The organism is Flavitalea plasmicola (assembly GCF_030546645.1).
Classification (GTDB): domain Bacteria; phylum Bacteroidota; class Bacteroidia; order Chitinophagales; family Chitinophagaceae; genus Puia.
This window is the reverse complement of record NZ_JAUOTO010000001.1, coordinates 419563-444844: the sequence shown is the minus strand read 5'-3', so window position 1 is coordinate 444844 and position 25282 is coordinate 419563. Positions and strand designations below refer to the sequence as shown.

20 protein-coding genes are annotated in these 25282 nt (G+C 52.3%); 10 read left to right on the top strand and 10 right to left on the bottom strand.

Annotated features, from left to right (window positions below; all coding sequences use genetic code 11):
* Position 1: 1 nt before the first annotated feature.
* Both Q4E93_RS01720 and Q4E93_RS01715 read right to left on the bottom strand, forming a co-directional pair.
* The gene (locus Q4E93_RS01720; RefSeq protein ID WP_303582356.1) at positions 2 to 574 is read right to left on the bottom strand and encodes a Crp/Fnr family transcriptional regulator; all 573 of its coding nucleotides are present in this window, start codon (positions 572 to 574) and stop codon (positions 2 to 4) included.
* 28 nt (positions 575 to 602) lie between these two features.
* Entirely contained in the window at positions 603 to 1526 is a 924-nt protein-coding gene (locus tag Q4E93_RS01715) for a DUF6528 family protein (RefSeq protein ID WP_303582355.1), read from the bottom strand.
* Between the two features lie 119 nt (positions 1527 to 1645).
* Between Q4E93_RS01715 and Q4E93_RS01710 the strand changes: the two genes are divergently transcribed.
* From Q4E93_RS01710 to Q4E93_RS01695, 4 genes are all read left to right on the top strand, one after another.
* Positions 1646 to 2647: a type I glyceraldehyde-3-phosphate dehydrogenase gene (locus Q4E93_RS01710; RefSeq protein ID WP_303582354.1), complete on the top strand. Its 1002-nt coding sequence runs from the start codon at positions 1646 to 1648 to the stop codon at positions 2645 to 2647.
* 149 nt (positions 2648 to 2796) lie between these two features.
* The gene (locus Q4E93_RS01705; RefSeq protein WP_303582353.1) at positions 2797 to 3918 is read left to right on the top strand and encodes a DmpA family aminopeptidase; all 1122 of its coding nucleotides are present in this window, start codon (positions 2797 to 2799) and stop codon (positions 3916 to 3918) included.
* Positions 3918 to 4766, top strand: a complete 849-nt coding sequence (locus Q4E93_RS01700) for an aminotransferase class IV (protein ID WP_303582352.1) — start codon at positions 3918 to 3920, stop codon at positions 4764 to 4766. Before Q4E93_RS01705 ends, Q4E93_RS01700 begins: the two co-directional genes overlap by 1 nt.
* Positions 4767 to 4814: 48 nt before the next feature.
* Positions 4815 to 6182, top strand: a complete 1368-nt coding sequence (locus Q4E93_RS01695; protein ID WP_303582351.1) for an MFS transporter — start codon at positions 4815 to 4817, stop codon at positions 6180 to 6182.
* On the opposite strand, the gene Q4E93_RS01690 is transcribed toward Q4E93_RS01695, so the two are convergent.
* On the bottom strand, positions 6148 to 6846 hold the full coding sequence (locus Q4E93_RS01690) for a DUF8737 domain-containing protein (protein WP_303582350.1): 699 nt from the start codon (positions 6844 to 6846) through the stop codon (positions 6148 to 6150). The genes Q4E93_RS01695 and Q4E93_RS01690 overlap by 35 nt on opposite strands.
* A 49-nt stretch (positions 6847 to 6895) precedes the next feature.
* Entirely contained in the window at positions 6896 to 7858 is a 963-nt protein-coding gene (locus tag Q4E93_RS01685; protein ID WP_303582349.1) for a helix-turn-helix domain-containing protein, read from the bottom strand.
* A 167-nt stretch (positions 7859 to 8025) separates the two neighbouring features.
* Between Q4E93_RS01685 and Q4E93_RS01680 the strand changes: the two genes are divergently transcribed.
* From Q4E93_RS01680 to Q4E93_RS01670, 3 genes are all read left to right on the top strand, one after another.
* The gene (locus tag Q4E93_RS01680; protein WP_303582348.1) at positions 8026 to 9120 is read left to right on the top strand and encodes a sensor histidine kinase; all 1095 of its coding nucleotides are present in this window, start codon (positions 8026 to 8028) and stop codon (positions 9118 to 9120) included.
* Positions 9101 to 9862, top strand: coding sequence for a LytR/AlgR family response regulator transcription factor (locus tag Q4E93_RS01675; protein WP_303582347.1), 762 nt, complete (start codon positions 9101 to 9103; stop codon positions 9860 to 9862). The genes Q4E93_RS01680 and Q4E93_RS01675 overlap by 20 nt, the downstream gene beginning before the upstream one ends.
* Before the next feature lie 119 nt (positions 9863 to 9981).
* Positions 9982 to 10155: a hypothetical protein gene (locus Q4E93_RS01670; protein ID WP_303582346.1), complete on the top strand. Its 174-nt coding sequence runs from the start codon at positions 9982 to 9984 to the stop codon at positions 10153 to 10155.
* A 2-nt stretch (positions 10156 to 10157) separates the two neighbouring features.
* On the opposite strand, the gene Q4E93_RS01665 is transcribed toward Q4E93_RS01670, so the two are convergent.
* Both Q4E93_RS01665 and Q4E93_RS01660 read right to left on the bottom strand, forming a co-directional pair.
* A complete protein-coding gene (locus tag Q4E93_RS01665; RefSeq protein WP_303582345.1) occupies positions 10158 to 11717 on the bottom strand; it encodes an MFS transporter in 1560 nt (519 codons plus the stop codon).
* Between the two features lie 29 nt (positions 11718 to 11746).
* Positions 11747 to 14389: a glycoside hydrolase family 2 protein gene (locus Q4E93_RS01660; RefSeq protein ID WP_303582344.1), complete on the bottom strand. Its 2643-nt coding sequence runs from the start codon at positions 14387 to 14389 to the stop codon at positions 11747 to 11749.
* An 87-nt stretch (positions 14390 to 14476) separates the two neighbouring features.
* Here Q4E93_RS01660 and Q4E93_RS01655 point away from each other — a divergent pair, with 87 nt between their 5' ends.
* Positions 14477 to 15157 carry a TMEM175 family protein gene (locus Q4E93_RS01655; RefSeq protein WP_303582343.1) on the top strand — a complete coding sequence of 227 codons (681 nt, stop codon included), beginning with the start codon at positions 14477 to 14479 and terminating at the stop codon, positions 15155 to 15157.
* A gap of 8 nt (positions 15158 to 15165) precedes the next feature.
* Here Q4E93_RS01655 and Q4E93_RS01650 read toward each other — a convergent pair whose 3' ends face one another.
* Positions 15166 to 16920, bottom strand: coding sequence for an SMP-30/gluconolactonase/LRE family protein (locus tag Q4E93_RS01650; protein ID WP_303582342.1), 1755 nt, complete (start codon positions 16918 to 16920; stop codon positions 15166 to 15168).
* A gap of 119 nt (positions 16921 to 17039) precedes the next feature.
* On the opposite strand from Q4E93_RS01650, the gene Q4E93_RS01645 reads away from it, so the two are divergent.
* On the top strand, positions 17040 to 18383 hold the full coding sequence (locus tag Q4E93_RS01645) for an FAD-binding oxidoreductase (RefSeq protein WP_303582341.1): 1344 nt from the start codon (positions 17040 to 17042) through the stop codon (positions 18381 to 18383).
* 1 nt (position 18384) lies between these two features.
* On the opposite strand, the gene Q4E93_RS01640 is transcribed toward Q4E93_RS01645, so the two are convergent.
* Positions 18385 to 22140: a DUF3857 domain-containing protein gene (locus Q4E93_RS01640; RefSeq protein ID WP_303582340.1), complete on the bottom strand. Its 3756-nt coding sequence runs from the start codon at positions 22138 to 22140 to the stop codon at positions 18385 to 18387.
* A 95-nt stretch (positions 22141 to 22235) separates the two neighbouring features.
* On the opposite strand from Q4E93_RS01640, the gene Q4E93_RS01635 reads away from it, so the two are divergent.
* Positions 22236 to 23096, top strand: a complete 861-nt coding sequence (locus tag Q4E93_RS01635) for a M48 family metalloprotease (RefSeq protein ID WP_303582339.1) — start codon at positions 22236 to 22238, stop codon at positions 23094 to 23096.
* Positions 23097 to 23099: 3 nt separating this feature from the next.
* On the opposite strand, the gene Q4E93_RS01630 is transcribed toward Q4E93_RS01635, so the two are convergent.
* Entirely contained in the window at positions 23100 to 24080 is a 981-nt protein-coding gene (locus tag Q4E93_RS01630) for a DUF2231 domain-containing protein (RefSeq protein WP_303582338.1), read from the bottom strand.
* 56 nt (positions 24081 to 24136) lie between these two features.
* Positions 24137 to 25282, bottom strand: coding sequence for a glycoside hydrolase family 76 protein (locus Q4E93_RS01625; RefSeq protein ID WP_303582337.1), 1146 nt, complete (start codon positions 25280 to 25282; stop codon positions 24137 to 24139).

Below are 25282 nucleotides of genomic sequence, written 5' to 3'. Positions count from 1 at the left end.
CTTACCGGAGGGCGTTCTTTTTCCGGATACGGCTCAACGTCTCGGGCGTCATTCCCATCATAGAGGCAAGGTATTGAAGGGGTACTTCATTGAACAATGCAGGGTTGTGGTTGAACAACCATGCATAACGTTGTTCCGTACTCATGGATAGCAATGAAAAGATCCTTTCTTCCATAAAAAGGAAGCACCTGGCTATAAACAGTTTCTCCAGCTGGTGCCATTGCGGGATGACATGACTGATGCGAACATAATCCTCATGGCTGATGGTATAGCATTCGGCATCCGTCAGCGCCTGTATATAATATCTGGAAGGCTGGTCGAAGATCAGCCCGGAAAGGTCGGAAACAAATCCTCCCCTGACGGAGATCCATTGCGTGATCTCCTGCTCATTGTCACTGATGTAGATGCGTATGATGCCGGATCGCTGAATGCTCAGGGTGTTGCATATCTTACCGGGCTTTAAAAAAAACTCGTTCTTTTTCAGCGCGGTCTGCTTGAAATAACTGCCGATCCTGGCAAGATCATCACCCGAGAGACCCCAATAATCCTTTATAAATTCTTCAAGCTCATTCATTGCGTCGCTAAAATGCAAATATAGCCGATCATCGTGGAGACGGGCAAATTTTAACGTCGTCACCGGGCGGGTAACTAAAGTTATTGGTCACCAGCCAGCGGGCCTTGTAGATCTTCAGGCCTTCCTGTCTGAAAATGCTGTTGTCTTTGGTATCCCTGACCTCATCCGTCCACCATTGCTCCTGCGGAATGGACAGGATCGTAGGATAGCCGGCGGGCCCTGAGGAAATGCTTTTTATATCTTTTTGAGGGGTTGCTGCGGGCAGTAGCTGTCGGGTGGAAACATTCAGTCTGTATACATGCGTGGTGTTGGTCAACCATAGAGCATCTCCATCGAATGTGGGAAAAAGATCATGGGACTGCTGGCCGGGCAAGGGCATAGAATCCACCGGCGCCAGGCCGGGATGCATACAATCGAAATTATAGTGAAAGGACTTCAGCTGATGTCTGTCCGCGCTCCATAACAATTGTCTTTTACGGTCCCAGACGACATTGTGCCCGAAATCAATGTAGATCCTGCTGCTGTATGTGCCCGGCCGCGTTGCCAGGGTGTCCGTTTGAAACATCGTAAGATAGTTGCCCGAGCTGGACGCAACGACGATATTGCCGTCCGGGAGGATCTCCGCGGAATGAGGGTTGCCGCCGGCATATGCATAAAACAGCGTCTTATTATCTGCCATGCGGATAAGGGCGACACCTCCGCCGGAAGCCGTGACCAGGATATATTTTCCTTCATAGACAGGCTTGACATCACTGGGATTGGAGAACCATTTCCAATGGGCGCTGTCGACATTCGACAGAGAGGGTTTCCATTCCCAGATAATATTACCGGTGGCGACGTCTGCAAGGGCAATGCGCTGCCCCGCCTGTTCGGCTAACAGGATGCGTTGTTGTGCCTTGGCCGCACCGGGTGCAATGACAAAAAAGGCGATCCATCTTAAAAAAGTCCTCATAGCGACAAAAATAGCCTTTAAACAATTTCACGGCGCTTTTGTTGTTCTGAAAGTCCGTCCCGCTTGCTGCCATAAATCCTGCCTGACCGTCATTTATGAACCTCTCTAAAAAAAACGCTATGGCAAAGATCGCTTTACACGGATTTGGCCGTATTGGCCGTCAGTTCCTACGCATTGGTCTGGACAAGGACCTTTTCATTCCTGTTTCCATTTCGGATATTAAAGATGAAGCTACATTAGCCGCCTTGTTTGCGGTGGACACCAATTACGGTCGTTGGCATGAGCCCGTGTCCGGCAAGGAGGGCAGTCTGCAGATCGGGGACCGGACGATCTCTTATTACAATGCGGCGAAGGAGATCCCTGACTGGAGCAAGCTGGGGGTAGACGTCGTGGTGGATTGCACGGGCAGGGCAACAGTAAGGTCAGGGGCGCAGGCGCATCTGGACCGGGGCGCGAAATATGTGCTGGTCAGCGCGCCCAGCAAGACGCTGTCGGATTGTGATGCCGTATTGCTCAAAGGGATCAACCTCGAAAATTTCGATCCGGCCGCGCATCGCATCATCAGCATGGGGAGCTGTACGACCAATGCCCTGGCCGTGCCCATCAAAGTGATCCTCGAAAATTTCGGCATACAATACGGACTTTTTTCCACGGTCCATTCCTATACTAATTCCCAGTCCCTGACGGATCAGCCCATGAAGGACCGGCGGGATTCCTGGGCGGCGGCGGAGAATATCATCCCTTCTTCTTCGGGCGCCGCAAGGGCGCTGCAATTCATCTGGAAAGACCTTAAGATAACGGGCAAGGCTTACCGTGTGCCCACCCGTACCGGCAGCATTGCTGAACTCAACCTGGTGACGGAGAAAGATTGCACTGTCCAGGAAGTGAATGATGCCTTCCGCAAGGCGGCGACGGCCGGGCCCCTGAAAGGCGTGCTGGATGTGCTGGAAGGTGAATGGGCTTCTTCCCGGATCGTGGCCGACCCACATTCTTCCATTATGGATCTGCCTTTGACGGCGAAACAAGGCAACCTCCTGTCGGTGGCTTCCTGGTATGACAATGAATGGGGGTTTTCCAACCGGCTGGCGGAAGTGGCGGCGTACCTGGCGGGTAAGGTATAGCTACCGGACATCCATTGGGTTGAACTGCTTTCTCAAATACATTATTTTCCTGTGATCCTTGAATTGCTGGGACAGGTAGCCGCCTGCTCCACTTGCCCTATAATCAACTCCTTCTTCCCAAAATGTTAAAAACGTCTTACCTTCCCTTAATGCGCTTCATTGTAGTTCTATTACTGCTGACTCAATCTACATTCGCTCAAACCAAACGTGCCCGGGACCTTGGCCTGCATATCGGCGTACTGCCACCCGGCAAATGGGACGCCATCACGGACGTACCTGGCGTAAAGGTCGGTCACACAACCATCAACCAGGGTGATTCCGTCCACACGGGTGTTACAGCCATTCTTCCCGCCGGCGGCAATCTCTTCCAGCAGAAAGTGGCAGCCGGCATCTTTGTCGGCAACGGCTTTGGAAAAATGACCGGCAGTACACAGGTCATGGAGCTGGGCAATATCGAAACACCGATCGTCCTCACCAATACATTGAGCGTTGCCACCGCCATCCAGGCCGTCGTCGAATATACTTTACACCAGAAAGGCAACGAGGAAGTTTATTCGGTCAATGCCGTAGTGGGGGAAACCAATGACGTAGAGCTGAATGATATCCGGGGTTTTCATGTACATAAAGAGGACGTATGGAATGCCATCCAATCTGCGAAGACAGGTCCCGTGGACGAAGGATGTGTAGGCGCCGGAACAGGCACCACCTGTTTTGGGTTCAAAGGAGGCATCGGCACCGCCAGCAGAAAACTGCCTGTCCCGGTTGGCGGATACACCGTCGGCGCCATCGTACAAACCAACTTCGGGGGCGTGCTGGAAATAGATGGCGTACCTGTCGGTAAGGAGCTGGGGAAATTCTACCTGAACGATAAGCTGAACAATCCCGTCGATGGATCCTGTATGATGGTGATAGCAACCGATGCACCTCTCGACAGCCGCAACCTTACCAGGCTGGCTAAAAGGGCCTTTATGGGATTGGCCAAAACAGGCGGCATCGCCTCCAATGGCAGCGGCGACTATGTCATCGCTTTTTCCACGCATGATTCAACACGCGTGGCTTATCAACCCACCGGACCGGCGCAAATGGTGGAAGTGCTGAATAACGACGCCACTTCTCCTCTCTTCATGGCGGCCATCGAAGCCACGGAAGAAGCCATCATCAATTCCCTGTTGGCGGCTAAGACAACAAAAGGGAATAAATTTGGGACTGTGGAGGCCCTTCCTATAGACAAAGTCATTCCCAGCCTGAAAAAATACAACCGCCTTAAATAATGTCTGACCTTTTCGTATTTGTCAACCATGATCTCGTACCTGCATCGGAGGCATCCCTTTTAGTCAGCGATCTCGCCATCCAGCGGGGCTACGGCATCTTCGACTTTCTCAAGACCATCGATCATACGCCCATTTTTCCCGACGAACATCTGGAACGTTTTCTCCATTCCGCCCGTCAGCTGAGGCTGGATGCAGGGAGGACGAAAGAGGAGCTGCTGGGATGTATCCGGCTATTAATGGAAAAGAACAAGCTCCCCCACTCGGGGATCAAGCTGACCCTGACCGGGGGCTATTCCCCGGATGGCTATGCGCTGATAAAGCCCAATTTTGTCATCACGCAAAGTCCGCTTCAATTCCCTCTTACCGGCCTTTTTGAAAAGGGCCTCCGGCTTGTCAGCTATCCGCATCAACGGCAGATGCCCGACACGAAGACCATCGATTACCTGATGGCCATCTGGCTGCAACCCTATATTCGCGAAAGGAATGCCGACGATGTGCTGTATCACCAGGGAGGACTGATCTCGGAATGTCCCCGTTCCAATTTTTTTATCGTGACTAATGAGGATGAAGTGGTTACTCCTTTTGAAGGGATCTTAAAAGGTGTGATCAGGGGAAAAGTACTGAAAGTGGCGGGCCGGCAATTCAAGACTGCCGAGCGTCCGGTCACGCTGGAGGAGGCGTGGAATGCAAAGGAGGCTTTTATCACCAGTACGACCAAGCATGTGGTGCCCGTGCTGGGGCTGGATGGGCGGATCATCGGGGATGGTGCGCCGGGAAAGGTTACGCGATGGATCAGTGAGGGGCTTGGGAATTTGGTGAAGGGTCTGGTGCAGAGACCTTACGTGTAGTTTTTTGCATAAATGATGCTCCAGTATTTAATTTTGCAAAAAAGATCCGTGAAAAACCTTTCGTTCGGCTTTATCGTAGGCACTACCAGCCTGGCATTTGTTGTCTCACAACTGGACGTCTCCATTGTCAACATAGCGCTGCCCAGCATCGCAAAAGCATTTTCCGCCGACATCAGCGCGCTGCAATGGATAGCGGATGCGTATACCATCGCCTTCGCCGCCCTCATGTTGTCAGCGGGAGGGATCGGCGACCGGCTGGGGTCCAAACGTGTTTTTCAATCAGGATTATTGATATTCGGGCTTGCCTCTGCCGGTTGCGGCCTGGCCTGGAATGCCAATAGTCTCATCGCCTTCCGGGCCTTGCAAGGCATTGGCGCCGCCACCATGATCCCCAGTTCATTATCCATTCTTAACCAGGCTTTTTTTCACCAGGTGGATCAACGTGCACGCGCCGTCGCCCTGTGGACGATGGCCGGTGGGATATCCATTGCCGCGGGTCCTATCCTCGGCGGCCTTTTCCTGCATATCACGAGCTGGAGAATGATCTTCATCGTCAATATTCCCATTTGCCTGGCGGGGGTCTTCCTCAGCACGAAGCTGGAGGAAAGTCAGCATCATTCCGGCAAGGGCCTGGACATTCCAGGTCAGCTGATGTGGATGCTGGCCCTTACGGCCTTCATCTCCGGGATCATTGAATGGCATGGCCTGGGGTTCCGCCACCCGCTGATCATTGGATGCTTTCTCTTCAGCCTGGTGATGATCCTGCTGTTCCTGTACGTTGAAAGGCGCGCAAAAACACCCATACTACCGCTGGACCTTTTCCGGGCGCCGGTGTTCAATGTGCTGCTGCTACTGGGGATCATTGTGAATAATGCTTATTATGGAACGGTATTCGTGCTGAGCCTGTATTTACAAAATGCCTTGCATTACACCAGTTTGCGGGCGGGACTTGCCTTTCTGCCCTTAACAGGCGGGTTTGTCATTTCCAACCTGCTCAGTGGAAAGCTAATGACAAAATATGGTATCCGGCTTCCCCTGTTGCTGGGCGCAATGCTGGCAGCGGCCGGCTATGCGGGGTTGCTCATCGCCGGACCGGATACGGCCTATTGGCTGCTTTTCATTCCATTCATCATCATTCCACTAGGTATGGGGGTGGCCGTTCCTGCCATGACTACGGGTATCCTTGCCAGTGTGGATAAGACCAGGAGTGGAACGGCATCCGCCATCCTGAATACCACACGGCAAGCGGCAGGGGCGATGGGTGTTGCCATTTTTGGGGCGATGGCTAATGGAGGAGCCGGTGCTATAGTCGCCGCCGTCAGGATCAGTGGGGTGATCTCCTGCGGCAGCCTGGTGTTGGTGGCGGTCCTGATCTACTGGTTTATCTGGCGGAAGGGCGCATCTTCCACTGCTTAAGCGAAAAAATATGCAACGTATAAGCCAGGGGGACCAGGATCCCGGGCAGGAAAATAAAAGGGAATTGTACCACCAGGGTATTGGCAGGCTCGTTGTGGAATACCCGGATTGGGGTGGGCATGGAAAGGACTGCAATGGCCACAACATTCAGCAGCAATAGCAGTCCTCCTATATTATACAGCAAGACAACCCATGACGGCCAGGCCTTTTTTACAAAACAATAATAACCCACGGGAATGGCCAGCAGTCCGCTGAGAATATCGAAATTCCTTCCTTCGAAGCTCATTTGGACAGGCAGAAGTCCGCGCAATACAGCCAGCCATAATACGATCTCCACGGCTATCCGGAAAGTTTGCAGGTAAATGATCCATTGCGGAGGGACATTCTTCAATAGCGCCTGTCCCCTTTTGGTTGACACTACCCACAGGACCACTGGCAGCGGGAGCAGTAAGGCCAGGGGGAGGCGGGGTGGAAGCCGGGAAAAGTCAGCGAAGAAGCCACGCAGCGACAAGAGGGCCAATAACAGGATCCAGCCGGCCAGCAGCAGCAGGGCCCTCCAAAAAACTTTTTTTCCGGCCACTTTCCTTAGTCCCCATAAAAAAATGATACTGGTGACGATGCAGCAAAGGCTGAGCAGGATGCCGGGGAGAAGCTTGTTATTCATATGGCACAAAGTTGCACCAAACACTGGCTACCCCACCTAACCAAAATTGCTATTTTGTAAGCGCCCGGTAGGTTGTCGGAGACATTCCCAGGCGTTGGGCGAACAGGCGGCTGAAGGACTGGCTATTCACAAACCCCAGTGAGTCAGCCACATCGGATATTGGAATATCAGTCTGGGATAGGACGAACCGCCCCTTTTCCATCCGCAGCTGCTGTATATATTGATGAGGGGAACTGCCATAGGCCACCCGGAACAAACGTAAGAAATGGTATTTGGAAAGGCAGGCTTCCCTGGCCAGCGCTTCCAGGGTGAGCGCTTCTCCCAAGCTGTCGTGGATGAGATCTATGGCGCGGGCAAGCTGCTTGTAGACCTGAAGACGGGTGGAAAGCCTGACGGCAGGCAATTTATGCACTGCCTCCATGATATGGCGGTGCTGCCGGAGGTGGTGGGCCAGTAAGGCGGTGAGCTGTTCTTCAAAAAGCAGTTTATTAAATCCATGCTGAGTATTGGACTGGATGATCTGCTGGATCAGCGTGTCGAAGACGGCATCCCTGCGGTGGAGCTGGTTGAAGAAAGAAACGGGCGTCATCTGTTTATCCGTACCCTGGTCCAGGATCCTGTCTGCGGGTGTGATCATGGAATGAAGGACCGATTCTGCGAAGTATTCCCCGAAGTGAATATTAAAGGTTTCGGTTTCTGCCCCTTTCTCTACCTGCAGTGTATAGGGCTGCGCCTGATTGGAGATGAAATAGCTTCCTTCGCCAATCCTGCTGGTCTGGCCATCCACCGTGCAACGGCTGTCGCCCCGTAGGTTCAAGAAAAAGGAAAAGGGACCCTTGATATCAGGTCGATAGCATTCATGGCTGATGGTGTGAATGATGACGCTGGGAAAGCCAGCTGTTTCCAGGCGGCGGTTGCCCCAGCCCTGGCGGTCATCGAATCCGCGGGCGATCTGGCCCTTTAGCCAGCCGAGGTCTGGAAATTCATGCAGGATCACCCTTAAAGGTAACAAAAAAAGAGCGGTACTCTTTACAGAACACAGCTCCCGTTGAGATGCTTATTCCTTTTACTTTTCACACGTCTGCGTTTAAGCAGCCTGTAATTGTTCATCAGGAAATCACCATCTTATTCGTAAGTACTTTATTTAAAAACCGTGCCACGTCCCTTTCAAAGGGGTTTATGTCCATTTCGGAACCTTGTATTGTGGAATTGCTTCCTTATGCGGGAAAAAATGATACATTACAGGCATTTTCTTCCATGGCACCCGTCCTCTCCATAAAAAAACAGGCCAAGGTAGCGCTGTATACTACCCCTGTGATCGCAGCGCTGACCATGACACCGATCGCTATATTGAACCGTTATTCCTTTGGCATGTATGTTCCCGCTATCCTGATGACAATGAGCCTTGTGCTCTTTTTATGGGCGGTGAATATCTTCATCTGGTATGCAGGCGTCCGATCAGTCGTAAAAAGGTACCTGCTGAACATCCTGGTCAGCGGGGTGATCGCCATTTTCGTCGTGACTGTCCTGGTCCCCGTGCATTCGGAGGAATCGCAATTACACCAGGTCAACTTCCATTTTCATATTATCCTGTTCTTTGCCGTCAACACCGTGATCATCATTCTGCAGGATCTGCTTTCCAGCAGGGAAAAGAACGCGGCGATGCAACTGGAGAACCAGGAGCTGAAGCTGAAAAATATGGAAGCAATGAACCAGCAGCTGAAGCAGCAGATACAGCCTCATTTTTTGTTCAATTCCTTAAGCACCTTAAAATCACTGATGATGGCCAACCCCGAAAAGGCAGAAGACTATCTTGTCAGATTGTCGGATTTTTTAAGGTCGTCCCTTTCTTCGCATTCGATGAACACCCTCCGGCTGGGGGACGAACTGGACCTCTGTGTCAACTACCTGGAAATGCAAAAGATCCGTTTTGGCGAGGCATTGCAATTCGACATCCGCGTACCCGGGGAAGTCCGGGCAACCCATTATCTGCCGGCATTCTCCCTCCAGCTATTGGCGGAGAACGCCATTAAGCACAATATTTTAACTTTGGTGCGTCCCCTGGTCATCACCATTTCCTGGCAGGATGGAGTGATCACCGTCAGCAATAATCTGCAGAAGAAAGAGACGATCACACAAGGCACGGGCGTTGGGTTGGTTAACCTCCAGGAGCGTCTCAGGATCCTGTCGGGCAACAGCATTGTTATCCACGACCAGGATAATATATTTTCAGTAAGTATAAGAGCCCTTTTATATGAAAGTAGTGATCATTGAAGATGAGCAACATACGGCCAGCGACCTGGCAGCCTGCATCAAAAAGGCTGACCCCTCGGCGGAGATCATTGCCACCCTGTCTTCCGTCAGGGAAGCTGTTGCTTTTTTCAGCGAGGAAAATGCCCCGGATCTCATCTTCAGCGATATTCAGCTGGGGGATGGCCTCAGCTTCAATGTTTTTGACGCAACGAAGAACAGCATCCCGGTGATATTCTGTACTGCATACGATGAATATGCGCTAAACGCCTTCAAAGCCGCCGGTATCGATTATATCTTAAAACCTTTTACGGCCAAAAGCATTGCCGCCTCACTGGCTAAATACAAAGAGCTAAAAGAGAGGTTGACAAGGGACAGCCTGTCCTATGCGAATTTTGGCGAACTTTTCCAGCAGGGCAAAAAAAACGAGCATAAGTCGGTGCTGGTCTATCACAAAGAAAAGATCACGCCTGTCAGGATCGAAGATGTCGCCCTCTTTTATCTGCAGCATGACCTGACCCAGCTAATGACTTTGGACAGACAACATTATTTCATCAATCATACGATGGAAGAGCTGGAGAAAATGACAACGGGTAATTTTTTCAGGGCCAACCGGCAATATCTTGTCAATCGCAGTGCTGTCAGGGACGTATCACAGGGTCTTGGAAGAAAATTGCTCATCAATCTCACTCTACCATTTGCCGAGAAAATAACAGTAGGTAAAGTGAAGGCCAACTCTTTTTTGTCGTGGCTTTCGGATCATTAAACTACAGTTGTCCTCTTCAGGTTCCAATTTGTCCAATTCACTTAATAATCTGTTTTTTCCTTGCAGCCAGCGCCTATTTTAGCAGCGTCATCTGTTTTTTCATTTATAAAACCAACGAAATGAAAGTCACCATCATTGCGGCCGTATCGCTGCTGACGCTGGGAGCCGGCATGCACCACTTCCGGTACTGTCCCCTGCAACATCTGAAATCTGCGCTGGCGCATCACAAAACGGTCGCTCCCGTCAAAGATGCAAAGACCGTTAGTACAGCAACCCTGGCTATGAACAAGTAGCCTCATCGGCCCGGACCGTCGCCGGCTTTCGCCGGCGGCGGATTTCTTACGAACAGGACGGCCATCAGGGCGCCCAGGAAAGCAAGCCCGGCCGACAAGCGCATGATCACGGCATAGGTGGTGATGAAGCTTTCGTGGTACGACCGGATGACTTCGGCCTTGCCGTATGCGTTCATGTTTTCAGGCGGCTTCGCATTCCCCAGGTTGGCGGCTTGTGCAACGGCTGCGTTTTTTTGCTCCAGGCTCAGCGGGAGGTGTTTGAGCTTCGCAGCCAGCGCCCCCGCGAACAGCAGGACGGCCAACGCCCCGAAAATAGCATTGGCAAAAACATTGGAGATCCTGGTCATGGCATTGTTGATACCCGATGCCGTACCTGAGAACTCGTCGCTCACCGAGCGCATCACCGCGGTGGTCAGCGGCGCTACGGTAAACGACATACCCAGTCCCAATACGAGGATGCCGGGAAAGAAAGTAGTCCAATAGGCGGAAGGGCCTTTTGTCTGTCCCACCAAAGAAAGGATCAGCAGCCCTGCGCCCGCCATTGCGGGCCCTGCTATCAAAAATAATCTCGGCCCCGCCTTATCGGCAAAGCTGCCGGCAGGCCTTGCCACGGCGATCATCAATAAAGTAAATGGCAAAAATGTAAGACCCGACTGCAGCTGACTGTAGCCTTGCGCCTGGACGAGGTCCAGGGACAGGAATAACATGCCGGACCCGAGCCCCGCATAAAGGAAAAAGGTCAGCAGGTTAGTCCCGCTAAAGGTCCTGTTGGTAAATAAATGCAAAGGCATCATGGGATGCAGGCTCTTCTTCTCGGTGAATATAAATAGGATCAATAACAGCAGGCCGGAGGCCAGGGTCAGGTACACCTGCCAATTATTGAACCCAACAGCGGGCATACGGAGAAAGCCGAAGGTCAGCAGCGCCAGTCCCAGCGCGGTCATGATGACACCCGGATAATCCAGGGCGGAGTCTGCGCCGGCCTCCTTGCTCTCCGCAACTTTTTTCCATAAAATGATCAGTGCTGCAACCCCAATAGGGACATTGATAAAAAAGATATAGCGCCACAGACCGGCATCCGCCAGCGCCCCTCCAAGGATGGGACCTCCCAGTGTAACGATGGTTGTAACTGCCGACCAGGTCCCGATGGCCTTGCCTTTTTCGCGCTCATCAATGGAAGAGGAGATCAGCGATAAGCTGCCGGGGATCATCAGGGCGCCGCCGATACCCTGTACGACACGGCAGGTGATCAATATATTGACGTTCGGTGCAAACCCGCAGGCGGCGGAGCCGAAGATAAAAACCAGGATGCCAATCATGTAGATCTTTTTCCGTCCCAGCTTATCGCCCAATGATCCGCCGATGAGGATCAGCGAAGCCAGCATGAGCAAGTAAGCATTCAACAGCCAGAAGAGGTCGGCGCCCGTTGCGTTGAGGCTTTTTTGCAGGGCGGGCAATACGACATTGAGGGCAGTGCCATCGATGAATGCCATTGCTGAGGCAAGGATCGTGGCGGTCATGATCCATTTGCCCTGGGAACTACCGAGTGGGACGGTCGCCATGGATTAAAGATAGGGAAAATCATTCCAGGTTAGTCCCCAACGTGAACAGTCCTCTTATCCACATTCCACCCCTCCACTGTCACCTCCGGCATCGCCTGCCCTGTGACAGGTGTATACTCCATCGTCACCGTCTTACGTTCCCCCGGTGTCACGGAAACGTAATTATCACTATAGAACACTGGTAGGATCCGCTGCTTCGTAACCGGATCCACCAACGACAGGCGATTGAAGAACGCCACAGGGCCGCCCGCCGGATTGTGTAAGGTGACAGAGACCTTACCCTGACCGGCAGCATGGGCATCTATCCTAACTTCAGCCTTTCCCATTTCCTGCAGACCTGAATATTGGCCGGCGGAATCCGGCAGCCAATAAAAATTGTCACTGATGGCTTGCCTGTGGTCGTCCAGCAGCCGCAGAGAAAGAAATGCCCCTTTTCCCTTTCGCATTTTATGTACCACCTCCCCGATGGGCAAATATTTCCGCACCGCGGAGGGCCCGATCTCTTCATACACCTGTGTCAGCGTTCTTTCCTTTCCTGCCATATCATAGGCCCGCACCTCCAACATCATATCTCTATGAAAAGAGAAAGTGTTATTGACGATCATCACCATATTCTCCACCGGGTCCAACATGACGTGCAGGGGCTCGCTACCACTGTGCAAGCCGTAGAGACAGGCATTCACGTCCAGGTAATAGTCGTACATCTGGCCGCGTAAGGCCGTCCAGGGATTCTGCGTTTTCCAGATGATCGACCCGGTGTACCATTCCCACATATGGCTGCTGAAACCTTCCATCAGCGCCCTGTACTGATCGTAGTTCACCAGTTGGGCCTTAAAAGCAAAATCTTTCAGGTCTTTTACGGGCCCATACGCATAGATGGTGGAGTCATACCCGATGTATTTATGATATTCCCATACGGAATCCTGGCGCCTGCCGGGATATTGCGGCGGCACGCGGTTCTCTTCCGGCAGAAAGCGTTCCAGCGATTCATAATCTCCCATGCCCACTGAACCCACTTCGGAATTGAAAGGGAAAGTGCGGTCGGCCCAAAAAGTGCGGATAGGCTGTACACCATAGGGACCATCACCATTACCCCCCAGGAAATTATAGGACATGCTATCGGAATTGGAATAGTCGAAAAAGTAGCGGGTGCCGTCCAATGCCGGCATGACGGAATCTTTCATTGCCCGCAAAATATCGCCGGGCGGCGTGATCTCATTGCCTCCGCACCAAAAGGCAAGAGAGGGATGATTGCGGATCATTTTCACCTGGTCGGCCACGGAAGCAAGGAACAGGCTATGATCGTCCGGGTATTGTCTCCTTGTCCACTGGTCTTCCTTTTTCATGGGGTCGGTCCAGCGGCCATTGCAGTCGCCAGAGTTCCAGAAGTCCTGGAATACGAGGATACCATATTTGTCGCAGGCCTGGTAAAATTCGGGGCGTTCCGTCAATGCGCCTCCCCATACGCGAATGAGGTTCAGGTTCATATCCCTATGGAACCTCACCTCCGCATCGTAGCGTTCCGGGCTGAAGCGGAGCAGCTCATCGGAAATGATCCAGTTGCCGCCTTTGATAAAGACAGGCTGACCATTTACCCAGGCCTGCCGGCTGCGGGTGGTGGTGTTCCAGGTAGTGGTGATCTCCCGGACGCCGAAATCCAGCTGCTGTGCATCGGATATAACCTTCGCATTGTCGACGAATGTCATTTCCATCGAATAAAGGGCCTGGGGGCCGTATCCATTGGGCCACCAAAGCCTGGGGTTAGCGAGGATATGATCGGGCAGTCTCACTTCTCTTTTGGTGTTGGCAGGCAGGGTGACGGGTACGGCGACAGTGTTGCTGGCGCCCTTCAGGGTGTATTTCAATATTCCGCTGACGGCTCTTGTCGTGGCATTCTCCAGTTCGGCGCTGACGATAAGGGTGGCAGGCGCCTGGCTGGTTACCTCCGGGAGGCGAGTGCCGGGGACGCGGGTGATGATATGGGGATGGAGGATGTTTACCGGTCCGGTCCTTTCAATGGTCACCTTATCCCAGATACCCGTATTTCGATCGCGGATGGGCTGGATCCAGTCCCAGCCGGCAACATATTGATGGGACACATTGCGGGCGATCTCTCCATCCCCACCCTGCCCGCCATTGGGATTGCCTACGGCGTCAGGGGGATAAACGATGACGGCCAGCCGGTTGGCCCCTGTCTTATTTATGAAAGGCGTGATGTTATAGGTTTGACGAAGGAACATACCACGATGGGTTCGGCTGTTGAGCTTGTGCCCATTGAGGAATGCGTCACAGCTGTAGTTCACGCCCCGGAAATGCAGCCACACCTGGTGATTGCCTTTCGGAGCGGCCTCTGTAAAATCCTTTACAAACCAATAGGTATAGTAATCCCTGCCGACGTGATAGATATCAGGGATCTTATTATTGTTCATCCCATAAAAGGGATCCGGCATGCGCTTGTTGTTGATCAACGTGGTGAGGACGGTGCCGGGGACGGTGGCGGGAAGCCAGTCATTTAGAGGCCAGGATGGTTGTGAGATCTTTTCGCCGCCGGCAGCGATCTTGCCGGTGTTGATGCATTTCCAGCCGGCGTTCAGCTCGTACTGGTCCTGGGCAAAAAGTGAAAAAAGCGAAATAAGAAATACTACCGTAGTGGTCAGGCCTTTTCTATACATCTTATGACTTTAATAGGCCCTAAAGATATGCCAGAAAAAAATTGCCCTAAAATTTGCATAGTTGTCTACAAATTGAGAACTTATACCATGTCCAAGCACCAACCTACTGTACTTGAGAAAGAATTCGAGCTGGAAAGGGTCATCCTCTTCAGCGACGCCGTGTTCGCCATCGCAATTACCCTTTTGATCATTGACATCAAATGGCCTGAGGTTGAGCATGTGGCGGGCGAAACCACCTTAAAGCTCGTCCAACCTATGATGTTTAGCTTTGCCGCTTTTGTCATCAGTTTTTTCTTCATTGGCCGCTTCTGGTCTCTGCATCTGCAGCTGTTCCGGCTGCTGCATAAATATAACCAGGGGCTGATCAAACGCAACCTGTTCTTTCTTTTCTTTATCGTCACCTTTCCATTTACTGCCGCCGGTCTTGCCGGACATGTAAAATCCGGGTTTCTGCTGCCCCTCTATCTCTATTTCCTCAACCTGGCAGCGGTAAGCGCCACCCATTTTCTACTGGTGCGTTACATCGTTCGTCAGAAGCCCTTGCTGGCCGTGGAAGGATTTGCCGCAGAGAAAAAATATTTCTATTTCCGCAGCCTCTATATGACCATCGCATTGGGCGCGACGTTTCTGCTGCTGATCATCGCCGACATCATTTTCGACGGCAAAATGGAGTATGTCACCTGGACACCTGCATTCGTAGCCGTCTTTTTGCTCATTTCCAGGAAGAAAGTCAAGAAATACAAGCCTAAAGACATCGACGACTACTGATGAGCCACTCAAAGCCTTGGCGTCACCGGCTTATACGGCGCTTCGAAGGGGTTGGCGCCCCGGGTCTTTAATTTGCGGCGATACACTTTATCACTGCATGTGACATACAGGATGTTGAAGGCGCTGCCGCCAAAACATACATTGGAAGCCTGCCCGGAAGGGACGGGCAGAATCGCGTTCACGCGGCCTATCTGGTCCAGGATCTGTACGCCCATACGGGAAGTGGTGTATACTCTTCCTGCCGTATCGCATTTGAGCCCGTCGGGCCATGCATTCTCCTGCGTGTCGGGGACGTGCAGCCAGCCGAAACGCTGCTTGTTGGCGAGACTGCCGTCGGGCATGATGGTATAGACCCACACCCAATGGGACGCCGACTCGGTGACATAAAGCTGTGTCTGATCAGGGGTGAATGCAGCGCCATTGGGAAATTTTATCCCTTCATCCACCACTCTTTTCTCTCCTTTAGGCGTCACCAGGATGATCTTGCCGGGCTTTTCCGATCCATTGGGAGAAGTGACGTAGAGGTTTCCATTGTGCGCCATGACCAGGTCGTTGCCGGCAATACTATCCGCCACCAGCGCAACGTCGCCGGCGGGGCTATACGAAAGGATCTCATGGCTGCCGGTGCAGGTATATCGTCTGCCATCGGGGCCGAAGCAGGTGCCGCTGGCTTTTTTCGAGTCGATGGCCAGCAGGATGGGTTTGCCGTCGGCCCCTACCCTATAGGTCTTTCCATTGGGGATGTCCTGGAAGAATACATCACCTGTCGCATTGGTTGCCGTCCCTTCCGTAAAATTATAGCCCTGACCCACCAGCTCCCAGCCTTCGCCCGGGATCAGGATATCATTTAATACCTGGTTTTTTGACTGGCCTGCTGCAACGGGTGCAGGCCAGTCTTTCCACAGCCAGCGCATGGCATCCGGAAAGAGCGAAATACCCTGGGCACCGCTGTGCCCGCCCTCACCCCAGACATGTTTTACCTCGTATCCCGCGAAGGTCAGGGCCCGTTCCATCATCTCGTTGGCCTTCCACCAGTCGCCGCCATAGTGGTTGTTATCGTTGGAGCCATCCTGGAGAAAGATACGAAGGGGCTTGGGCTCGTACTTACGGATCAATCCGGGATAGCGATCGCCTCCCCTGAGACTGACATAGGTCCCGATGGCACTGAACACACGGGAAAAAGCATCGGGTCTTTCCCAGGCTGCCGTGAAGGCGGCGATAGCCCCGCTGCTGCTGCCGCCAATGGCTCTGTCATTACCATTCTTCGAAAGGTGGATGGGCCGGCCGTCTGCCGATCGTTTTGTTTCAACTTCCGGAAGGATCTCATCCAGGATAAAACGAACATATGCATCCCCCAGCCCATCGTATTCAAAGCTGCGGTCGAACCTGTCCAGCGAGGCGGCAGGATCGGAGGCGCGTACCCGTCCCGGTGTGACGAACACGCCGATCGTCACCGGCATTTCTTTTTTGTTAATAAGGTTATCGAAGACTACAGGGGCTTTCCACTGTATGCCGTCCTGGTTGACATATACGCAGGCTGGCTGGTCGGGCTTGTATTGCGCAGGAATATAGATCCAGTACTCCCGCCAGGTGCCGGGGAAGATCTTCGAGTGATCGAACGTAAATTTCAATATCTCTCCTTTAGGCACCCCGGCATGCTCGACGGAGGCGGAGTCCACGGGGTATTGCTCCGGGGGCGCCTGTGCGGAAACCAGACCATATTGGATAAGGGCGGCGAAGAGGAAGAATATACCTTTATTCATACGACAAGCATTTTTTTGAATATACTGATAAAGGCCGATTCCCTCCGGATATTAATTAAATTAGTGGCCATTGACCTATCCTCCGGAATGTTGTAAATTTGCGCACTAAACTCCTTTTCATGCCACCCAAAAAAGAGCTGTTGTCAGGATGGGGCAATTATCCCGTATCCGAATCGTATGTGATCTCCCCCCGTCTGGCCGAAGATTTCCAGGGCGCCCTGCGGCATGACGACCTGATAGCCCGGGGGCTGGGAAGAAGCTACGGCGATCAGGCCCTGAACAAGGAGAACTATGTGGTGGCCTGCACGCAGTTCAATAATTTCCTCGCATGGGATGAGCAGGAAGGGATATTGGAGTGCCAGGCAGGTGTCAGCCTGGAAGAGATCATTTCCGCCCTGGGGCCTAAAGGCTTCCTTCCCATGATCTGTCCGGGGACGAAGTTCGTCACGGTGGGAGGCGCCATCGCCAATGACATCCACGGTAAGGCCCATCATATCGACGGCTCCTTTGTCAACTGCGTCCTGTCTTTTACCATTCTTATCGCGGATGGCACCGTATTGACAGCATCCCGCACGGAAAATGCCGACCTGTTCTGGGCGAATTTCGGCGGCCTGGGACTGCTGGGCGTCATCCTTACGGCCAGGCTGAAGCTCCGGAAAGTAGAGACCATGTATTTCAGGCAAAAAAGCGTCGCCATCCGCAACCTGGACCATATGCTGGAGACCCTCAACAAACTGGATCATGAATACAACTACTCTGTTGCCTGGATCGACGCCCTTGCCAAGGGCAGCAAGCTGGGCAGCGGGGTGATCTCCTTCGGCAATTCGGCCAAATTGAGCGAGCTGCCCGACAAGTTGAAGAACGAACCGCTGAAGCTGCACGCCAAAGGCAAATTGTCCGTGCCCGTCTTCCTTCCTTCTTTTACCCTCAACAACCTTACCGTGAGGATCCTGAACAGGGTCATCGCCTTTGTGCAGAACTCTCCCAAGCAATTCGTGCATTACGAGAAATTCTTCTTCCCGCTGGATGCCATCAACAACTGGAACAAGGGCTATGGGAAAAAAGGGTTTATACAGTACCAGTTTGTGATACCGGAAGAGAATGGACGCCAGCATCTCGTGGAGATCCTTGAAATGATCGCTGCCAGCGGCTGTACGCCTTTTTTAAATGTCTTCAAAAGAATGGGCGACGGTCAGGGGATCCTCTCCTTCCCCTTTAAAGGATATACGCTCGCCATCGACTTTCCCGTCACGAAAGGGCTCCATGCATTCACCCGGAAGCTGGATGCAAAGGTCCTTGCGGCCGGCGGAAGGCTCTATCTTGGAAAGGACGCCATGCTGGACGAAAAAATGTTCAAGGACATGTATCCCCAGTATACGGAATGGCTCGCTATCAAAAAGAAATATGATCCTGCCGGCAAATTCAACTCCGATATTTCCAGGAGGCTGGGATTGACGGTATAGCTTATTTGAATGTTATATATTTCGACTGGGCCTTGACGATCTTCGAGAGAAAATCCCTCAAAGCCTTATAATCGACTGCGGCAACGTCATTGCGCTGCAAGGCACTTCGCTGGATCACCGTCAGGGTGGCCGGATTTACACGAACGTACTGGATACTGTACCGGCTGCTGCCGAAACCAAAGCTCTCATTTTCCGGTATATCCGCGAACTTCGCACCGGCGGGAGCCTGGATCGTCAATTTCTCCTCATACGCATCCGCACTTTCATATCGCCCGAGCTCGACGGGAAATTTCCTGTCCGCAATGGTGAAATTATCCATGGATGTAACGTCGGTGAAAGGGACTTTGATCATACGGATCTTGCCCACCTCGATCACCTCGTTTTGCGCCAGACCTGAATATTTGTAGTGTACGGAATCCGACGCTTCATGCAGGCCTTCGAATGAAATGGAGTCCAGCTGCAGGCCATTCTTAAATCCGGAGCTCATCCGCTGCTGCATTTCCTCCTTCTGTTTCTCGAAAGACAAAGATTCATATACATCTCTCATCCCGGACACCAGGCTCCCTGTCTTGGTCACGTCATAGTGGATCCGCAGGTTGCTTTCCTCGATGCGGACATTGACCTTCCGTCTTATGATCTCTTTCGGCCTGTCAGGCGCTTCGATCCATTCCAGCTTTGCATCGGAGATCTGTTTCTTATCGGAAGGGATCACCAGGCAGGACGCATGGAATAAATTGGAAGGCACACAGGCAAAAGGCAGATTGTTGTCCGTCAATTCGAGGAAGCAGGGTTTTCCATCGATCCATGTCTTTACAATGCAATGGTTGAATTCTACGGAAGGCAGCTCCATGCTTTTCTGACCGTTGTCGCGGGTGTTGACCAGCACGAGGCAGGATCTCACACCGGCGAGCCTGGACAGCGCGACGAAGAGGCTGGACAGGTCTTTACAATCTCCCAGCCGGGTATTGATTGTGACGGAAGCTTTTTGCGGGACAAACGCGCCCTGCCGGAAAGAAACGGAGCTATAGTGGATGTTGCCTGCGATATACCTGTAAATGCGCATGGCTTTTTCCTTGTCGCTGACACCTGCTGTTCCCTGGGGGAATAATGTTTTAAACACCTCTCTCACTTCAAAGTCGTCATCCGCCATGGAATTGGAAAGGTCATTATACCAGTTGGCTATTTCCGACCAGGAATTCAAGGTGGATATATGCAGCGTCGGACCTACATCCTGCAGCGGCGGCATGTAATCTTCCGACTTGAAAACCTCGGGGTTGTTCATTTGCCAGGTATAGAGCGTAAAATCCTCATAAGGCGTCTTGGCGGGCTGTACGTCCCCATTGACCATTTTGTAATCGAACTTCACTTTGTTGGACACCAGCAGGCAATACCGGGTCAGCAGCTCAGGCACAAAAGCGTTGAAAATGAACTTGTCCGAAAAATGCCGGCTGATCCGTCCCTGCTCATAATGCTGGATCTTGTATTTCAGGACGATGGCATCGCCTGCTTCCAGCCCTGTGAAGACGATCTGGTTATCATTCTGCTCCGCCGGAACGACGGAACCGCTTTTCTTCACTACCTCGGCCTTTTCCACTTTCAGGACCTGCGTATTGGAATTATATCCGATGCTATATTCCTTCCAGCTGTCAATGCCTTTTTGGTTGAGGATCTTTACCACCGTGGTGGTATATTCTTCCGCATTGCCTTCGGGATGGATCACGGCGAATTTCTCATCCAGTACATAAAAATAGTTGTGATCGTAGGTTTTGCCGGCTGCGTCCCGGATAGCCTTGTACGGGTCTGTCTCGGGAAAGGCCTTCCAGAGAGAGGGTTTCTTTTGCAGATCGCGCAATTTTTCCCGGGCTGAATAGTTGGTGGCATCATAGTAGAGGGCCTTCTGGCAGGCCTGGATTGCTTCGGCATCGATGTGCTGCTGCTGCAATTCCAAAGCAAGGTTCTCCCAATAAGTTCCTACGTAGGGCGCCAAGGTAAGGGCCTTACGTCCATAATCCGCGGCTTTGGCATATTCCTTCAGATCGAAATAAAGACTGGAGACGTCTGTGTACAGCGCGGGATTATAGGGTGCGATATCCTTCACCGCCTCCAGGAGCTTGAGGGCTTTATCGCTCATGCCCTGCTTGTTATATTCATCCGCCAGCTGCTTCATCACCTTATAGCTATAATTATTCTTCAGGAAGTTCTCGTATATCTCCAATCCCCCCCTGGCATCTTTATACCCGTCGACCTTCAGGCTGTGCATCCAATCGAGGAGGTCGGTGTTGTTGGGATATTTCGCATATCCTTCTTCAATAGCCTTTACCAGCTCGTCCCGTTTTCCCTGTTTGGAGTACAGACCGATCCTGATGGTCCGGCTATCCTCATCTTCGCCAAACAGCTGGACACTTCGATCCAGCTCCTTGAATGCTTCATCATATTTTTCCTCGTTTGTCAGCCGTTGGATATTCATGCGCATGGTCAGCAGGCAATCGGGATCTTTTTCTTTCATCCTTTCCGCCTCTTCCATCAGTCTTGTCCGGTTGCTTTCTTTTATCAGGACCTCCATCAGCTCAGCCCGCACCAGCGAATTATCAGGATCGATCTTTAGGGCGTCCTCTATTACTTTACGAGCCTCCGTCGTCTTCTTGCTGCGGAGGTAGACATCTGTCAGCAAAATATAATTTACGAGGTTGTCCGGCTCCGACTTTATCTTCTGCTCGAAGAAGGCTTCTGCAAAATGCCTGACGGGCGTAGGCTGGTCTCCCGTGTCCTGGTCCTTCGTGTATGGCTGATTGGCGGCGGAATAGGTCAGGTCGCCGACAGGGGAATAGTTATTGTCGGTAAATCGGATGATAAAATTGGGGGAGCTATTATCTTCATAGCCCAATTGCACCAGCAGCCTGTTATACCCCTTCTTAAGCCGGATCTCCTGCCGGAAATAGTCCATCTCCGTCAATAATTCTTTGTCACAGGCCAGTGCAAGCCTGTCGTTGATCCACACTTTCAGCGTGCCGCCCATCCCTGCCTGCAGGAACAGCTTCCTGTCATCCGGAGAATAGACAAAGGTCTGCGCATATACGACAGCCGTGCTGCGTTGAAAATGAGCGTAAGGAAAGGCATACGATTCAGTGCTCATAAGAGGAGGACTGAACCATTTGACCACGGCGTTATTCACGGAAGTAAATGTGGCATCCGACTCCGGATGCTGCAGGGGGCCATAGTCCTTATAGTAACCGCTGCCCCCGAGATTGTCAAAAGGGCCCGCGAGCTGCCAAAAGGGACCGGCGGAACCCACCTTCGTCCACTCTTTCCGCGCGCCGTCGATATCATTGCTATACAGGTTGTGCAATGCCTTGAAATAATGCGCCGCCGCCCGGATGGAGCCGTTGACCTTGCTGTCCGTCAGCAGCCGTTGCAGGAGCTGCAGCTGATGGCCCGTTTTTTTACCGTAGCCGCCGAGCGCCGAAGGATTGAACCAGAGAGCGAACAGGTAAGGGTTGGGATCCTTCAGCTGGTCGTACAGACGCGCGCCGAGGTCATCCACTTCCTTATCCGTCCCCTCAAAGGATCGGATAAAAGTATAGGTGATATAAGCGTCCACTGCCGTCTGAGGGTCTTGCATGGCCTTTTGGAGCAAGGTTTTGGCCATCTGCCGGTCATTGCGGTGCAATGCCTTCCAGGCATCTTCATAGTCATTTGAATATGCATTAAAATAAAATGCATTCAACAATAATACAGCAAGGGTTAAGCGGGTGATCATCCGTGAATAGTTTAGGGTTTTATTTTAACGTGACAGCGGCCGTTAAAATTGCTTTATTTGCAGCTCCAAACATAGTAAAATTTAAACCTTATTATATGAACAAGACCTTCCAGATCACGCTGGTAGCGCTTTACGTGTCGCTGACCGGCTTTTGTTTCCTGTTATCACTGGCCATTTCCGGCGTGTATATTTCCTGGCAGACATTCGCTGCAGCGATGGCTGGATGGCTGCTTTTTTGTTTCTTATCTGTATATTTTCTGGGGCCTGTTCACCTGTATTTCCATGGACGCCTGCGTCAGCCGGTGATGGAAGAAGAAGCAAGGCTGCGGGATTGTTTTGCGGAGGTGCTTCAAAGAGCGGGCTGCGTCAAAAAATTCCGTTTGCGTATGGCGGAGGTGGAGGGTGAGGAAGCTTTTGCCTGCAACAACAACGTGATCGCCGTATCAAAGGCTTTGTTGGACAGGCTGACGGACGAAGAGCTAAAGGGCGTATTGGCCCATGAGCTGGGTCATTTGATGAGCAAGGATACCATGGTCTCGTGGGCGTTTGTGACGGCAAGTGATCTGCCCGCGCTGGTCCGCCGTGTCTTTGCGATCCTGCGGCCCATCATACGGCGGCTATTGGCACTGACACTGATCACGCTGGTGATCCTTTTCCTTTTCAAACCCATGCTCCTGATGCCCGTCATCGCGATGGCCCTGTTCCTGCTGACTTTCTCCCTGCTGGACCGGCTGTTCCGCTGGCTGAGACTAGTGCTGTCCCGGCAATGCGAGTATAAGCAGGACGTCTATGCGCACCGGCTGGGATATGGGGCAGGGCTCAGGGATGCCCTGAAAAAGCTGGCGCAGTATGGCCGCGAGCAGGTGAATGCTTATTTCATTCTGATGAATGGTACGCATCCTGTGATCTATCAGCGAATACGAAGATTGGAGAAGCTGGAAGGGATGCGGGGGTAGCCGTTAATAGATGGATTTGCCGGAGTCCAGCACGGCACCCTTAAATAAGCCCTGCAACTTGTTCCAATATTTGCTGTCCACACGGGTGTGATAGAGGTAGACTGCATGCAGATGCTTAGGCGGCTGCATACGGAGCAGTCCTTCGCCCGTCACCTGCGTCCCAGCAAGATCCAATACCCTTAGTTCCGAAAGTTGGGTGAGTGCGGGCAGAGACTTGTCCGTGACATCCGTATTGCTTAGAACGAGATAGCGAAGCCGGGTACATTGCGCAATGGTAGCTGCCGCGCTGTCGCCGATGCTGGTATTGGACAAGTCCAACCGGATCAGTTGTTCTTTCAGTGATAAGAGGAGATGCAAGAGGGAGGTAGCAGGAAGGCCGGAAAAATTCACCGACAGGTAATTACTGCCCTGCGCCAGCGGCATTACCTTTGCTCCTGCATTGCTCAATGCTGCTATCGTCTTGCTATCGGCAGGGTCGACGGGTTCCGGGGGCAGTGCCGGGTCATTCTCCGGTGTGCTGCCAGCTTTCTGGCGATGATCTCCGGGCGGCATGTGGCGAGCAGCGCTGGTGAGATATCCCTTCCCGTGCGTCAGAGAACCGCCAAGGTAGCCGGTGATTGGAATGAGCAGGAAAAGTCCTATGGTCAACAGAATGCCTGTCCGGTCAAAGGACTGTCCGAAGAAGCTGCGGGCACAAAGCGCAAAAGCCACGAAGGTCAGTGCTATCGCGATCCACATATGCCAGGATACCAATGAAGCGTCATAATCGCCGCTGCGAAAAAGCAGGAAGCCCGTTATGCATGACAACACCGCTGTGATCAGCCCTGTTAACATGATGATGGGGATAGCGGGGCGAAGTGACGCGAATTTTTCATTACGCGCCAATACCTGCAACAGCGCTCCCATCAGCAGGATGCCGATGGGCAGGTGGACCAGGGCGGGATGCAGGTGAGCGATAAATTCTGTAATAGCCAGCAGGTACATAGATTATTGATGCGAGCGATGTGAACCCACATCTAAAAATAACCAATAATCTGCACTTAGAACAGCTGGCTCTTCTTCAGCTCCGCCAAAGCCTCCACCAGCATGATACCACTGAGCTGAACGGTAAGATCCGTGCTGCCGCCGGGAGCTTTGTCCCAGGCGCTGCCGAAAAGCAGATTGCCCTTATTGGTTGCCTTGCTCCACAGGCTTTCACCATTGGCCCTGAGAAAATTCACGTAATTCGCCTTTTTGGAAGGATCGAAAGTCGCATCCTGGATCAACCGGGTGAAATAACGGACAAAGACCCCTTTAAACAAGCCTCCGTCACCGCCGCCCTCGTCTTTCAGAATGCCGCCACTCGTGAGAAATCCGCTGTTCAGCGTAAAATCCGCCGCCTGCAAAGCGTCGCTTAAATACTGGGAATTGCCTGTGCTTTTATACAATTCCAGGCCCGCGCCCAGAAAGGTTCCCTGGTTGTAGGTGAACTTCCAATCCGTATTTTTGTTACCGTCCTTATCGATATTGTCGTACACGAGTCCGCTGGTGTTGTCATATAAAGTCGTCCTTTCCCATGCATAGATCTGCTGGGCCCATTGCAGGTCTTCCGCGTTATTAAAAGCCCTGAAGCGTCGTGCTGCGAGGATGGCTGCCGGCATATTGGATGGGGTGTTCTTCGAAGGATTGTCCTTGCGCCACCAGATGCCGCCGCCCAGGCTGGTGCTCCATCCTTTCTTAATTTCGTCCCACAAAGTGTCGCAAACCCCTTTGAAACGCGCGTCGTTGGTGGCGGAGTAGGCACGGAGTGTGGCCAGGGCCATCCACTCCATGTCATCGTAATAATAATTGATAAAGGTGCCGCCATTTTTTGCCCTTACGCCCGACAGCAGGTCGTTCATTTGCGACTTCAGCGTCGTTGAAGGATTACGCAGATAAGCGTCGACCAGCACATCCAGTGCATGGGCGTTGGGCCAATACTGCGCCCAGTCATTGGCGGTATTGCTGCTGAGATAGTATTTCCCGGAGGCGGACCAGAAATAATCCAGTGACTTTTCCGCCGTGTCTGCAATGGCGGGCCAGTTGAAGGTGGCATTGCCGCTGCCGGGAGGCAGTACAGGCGGTATATCGTCATGCTGCTTCAGACAGGAGGACAGGCTGATGGCCAGGGAAAGGAAAAGGACACTCGTATATGGTGATCGGTTCAT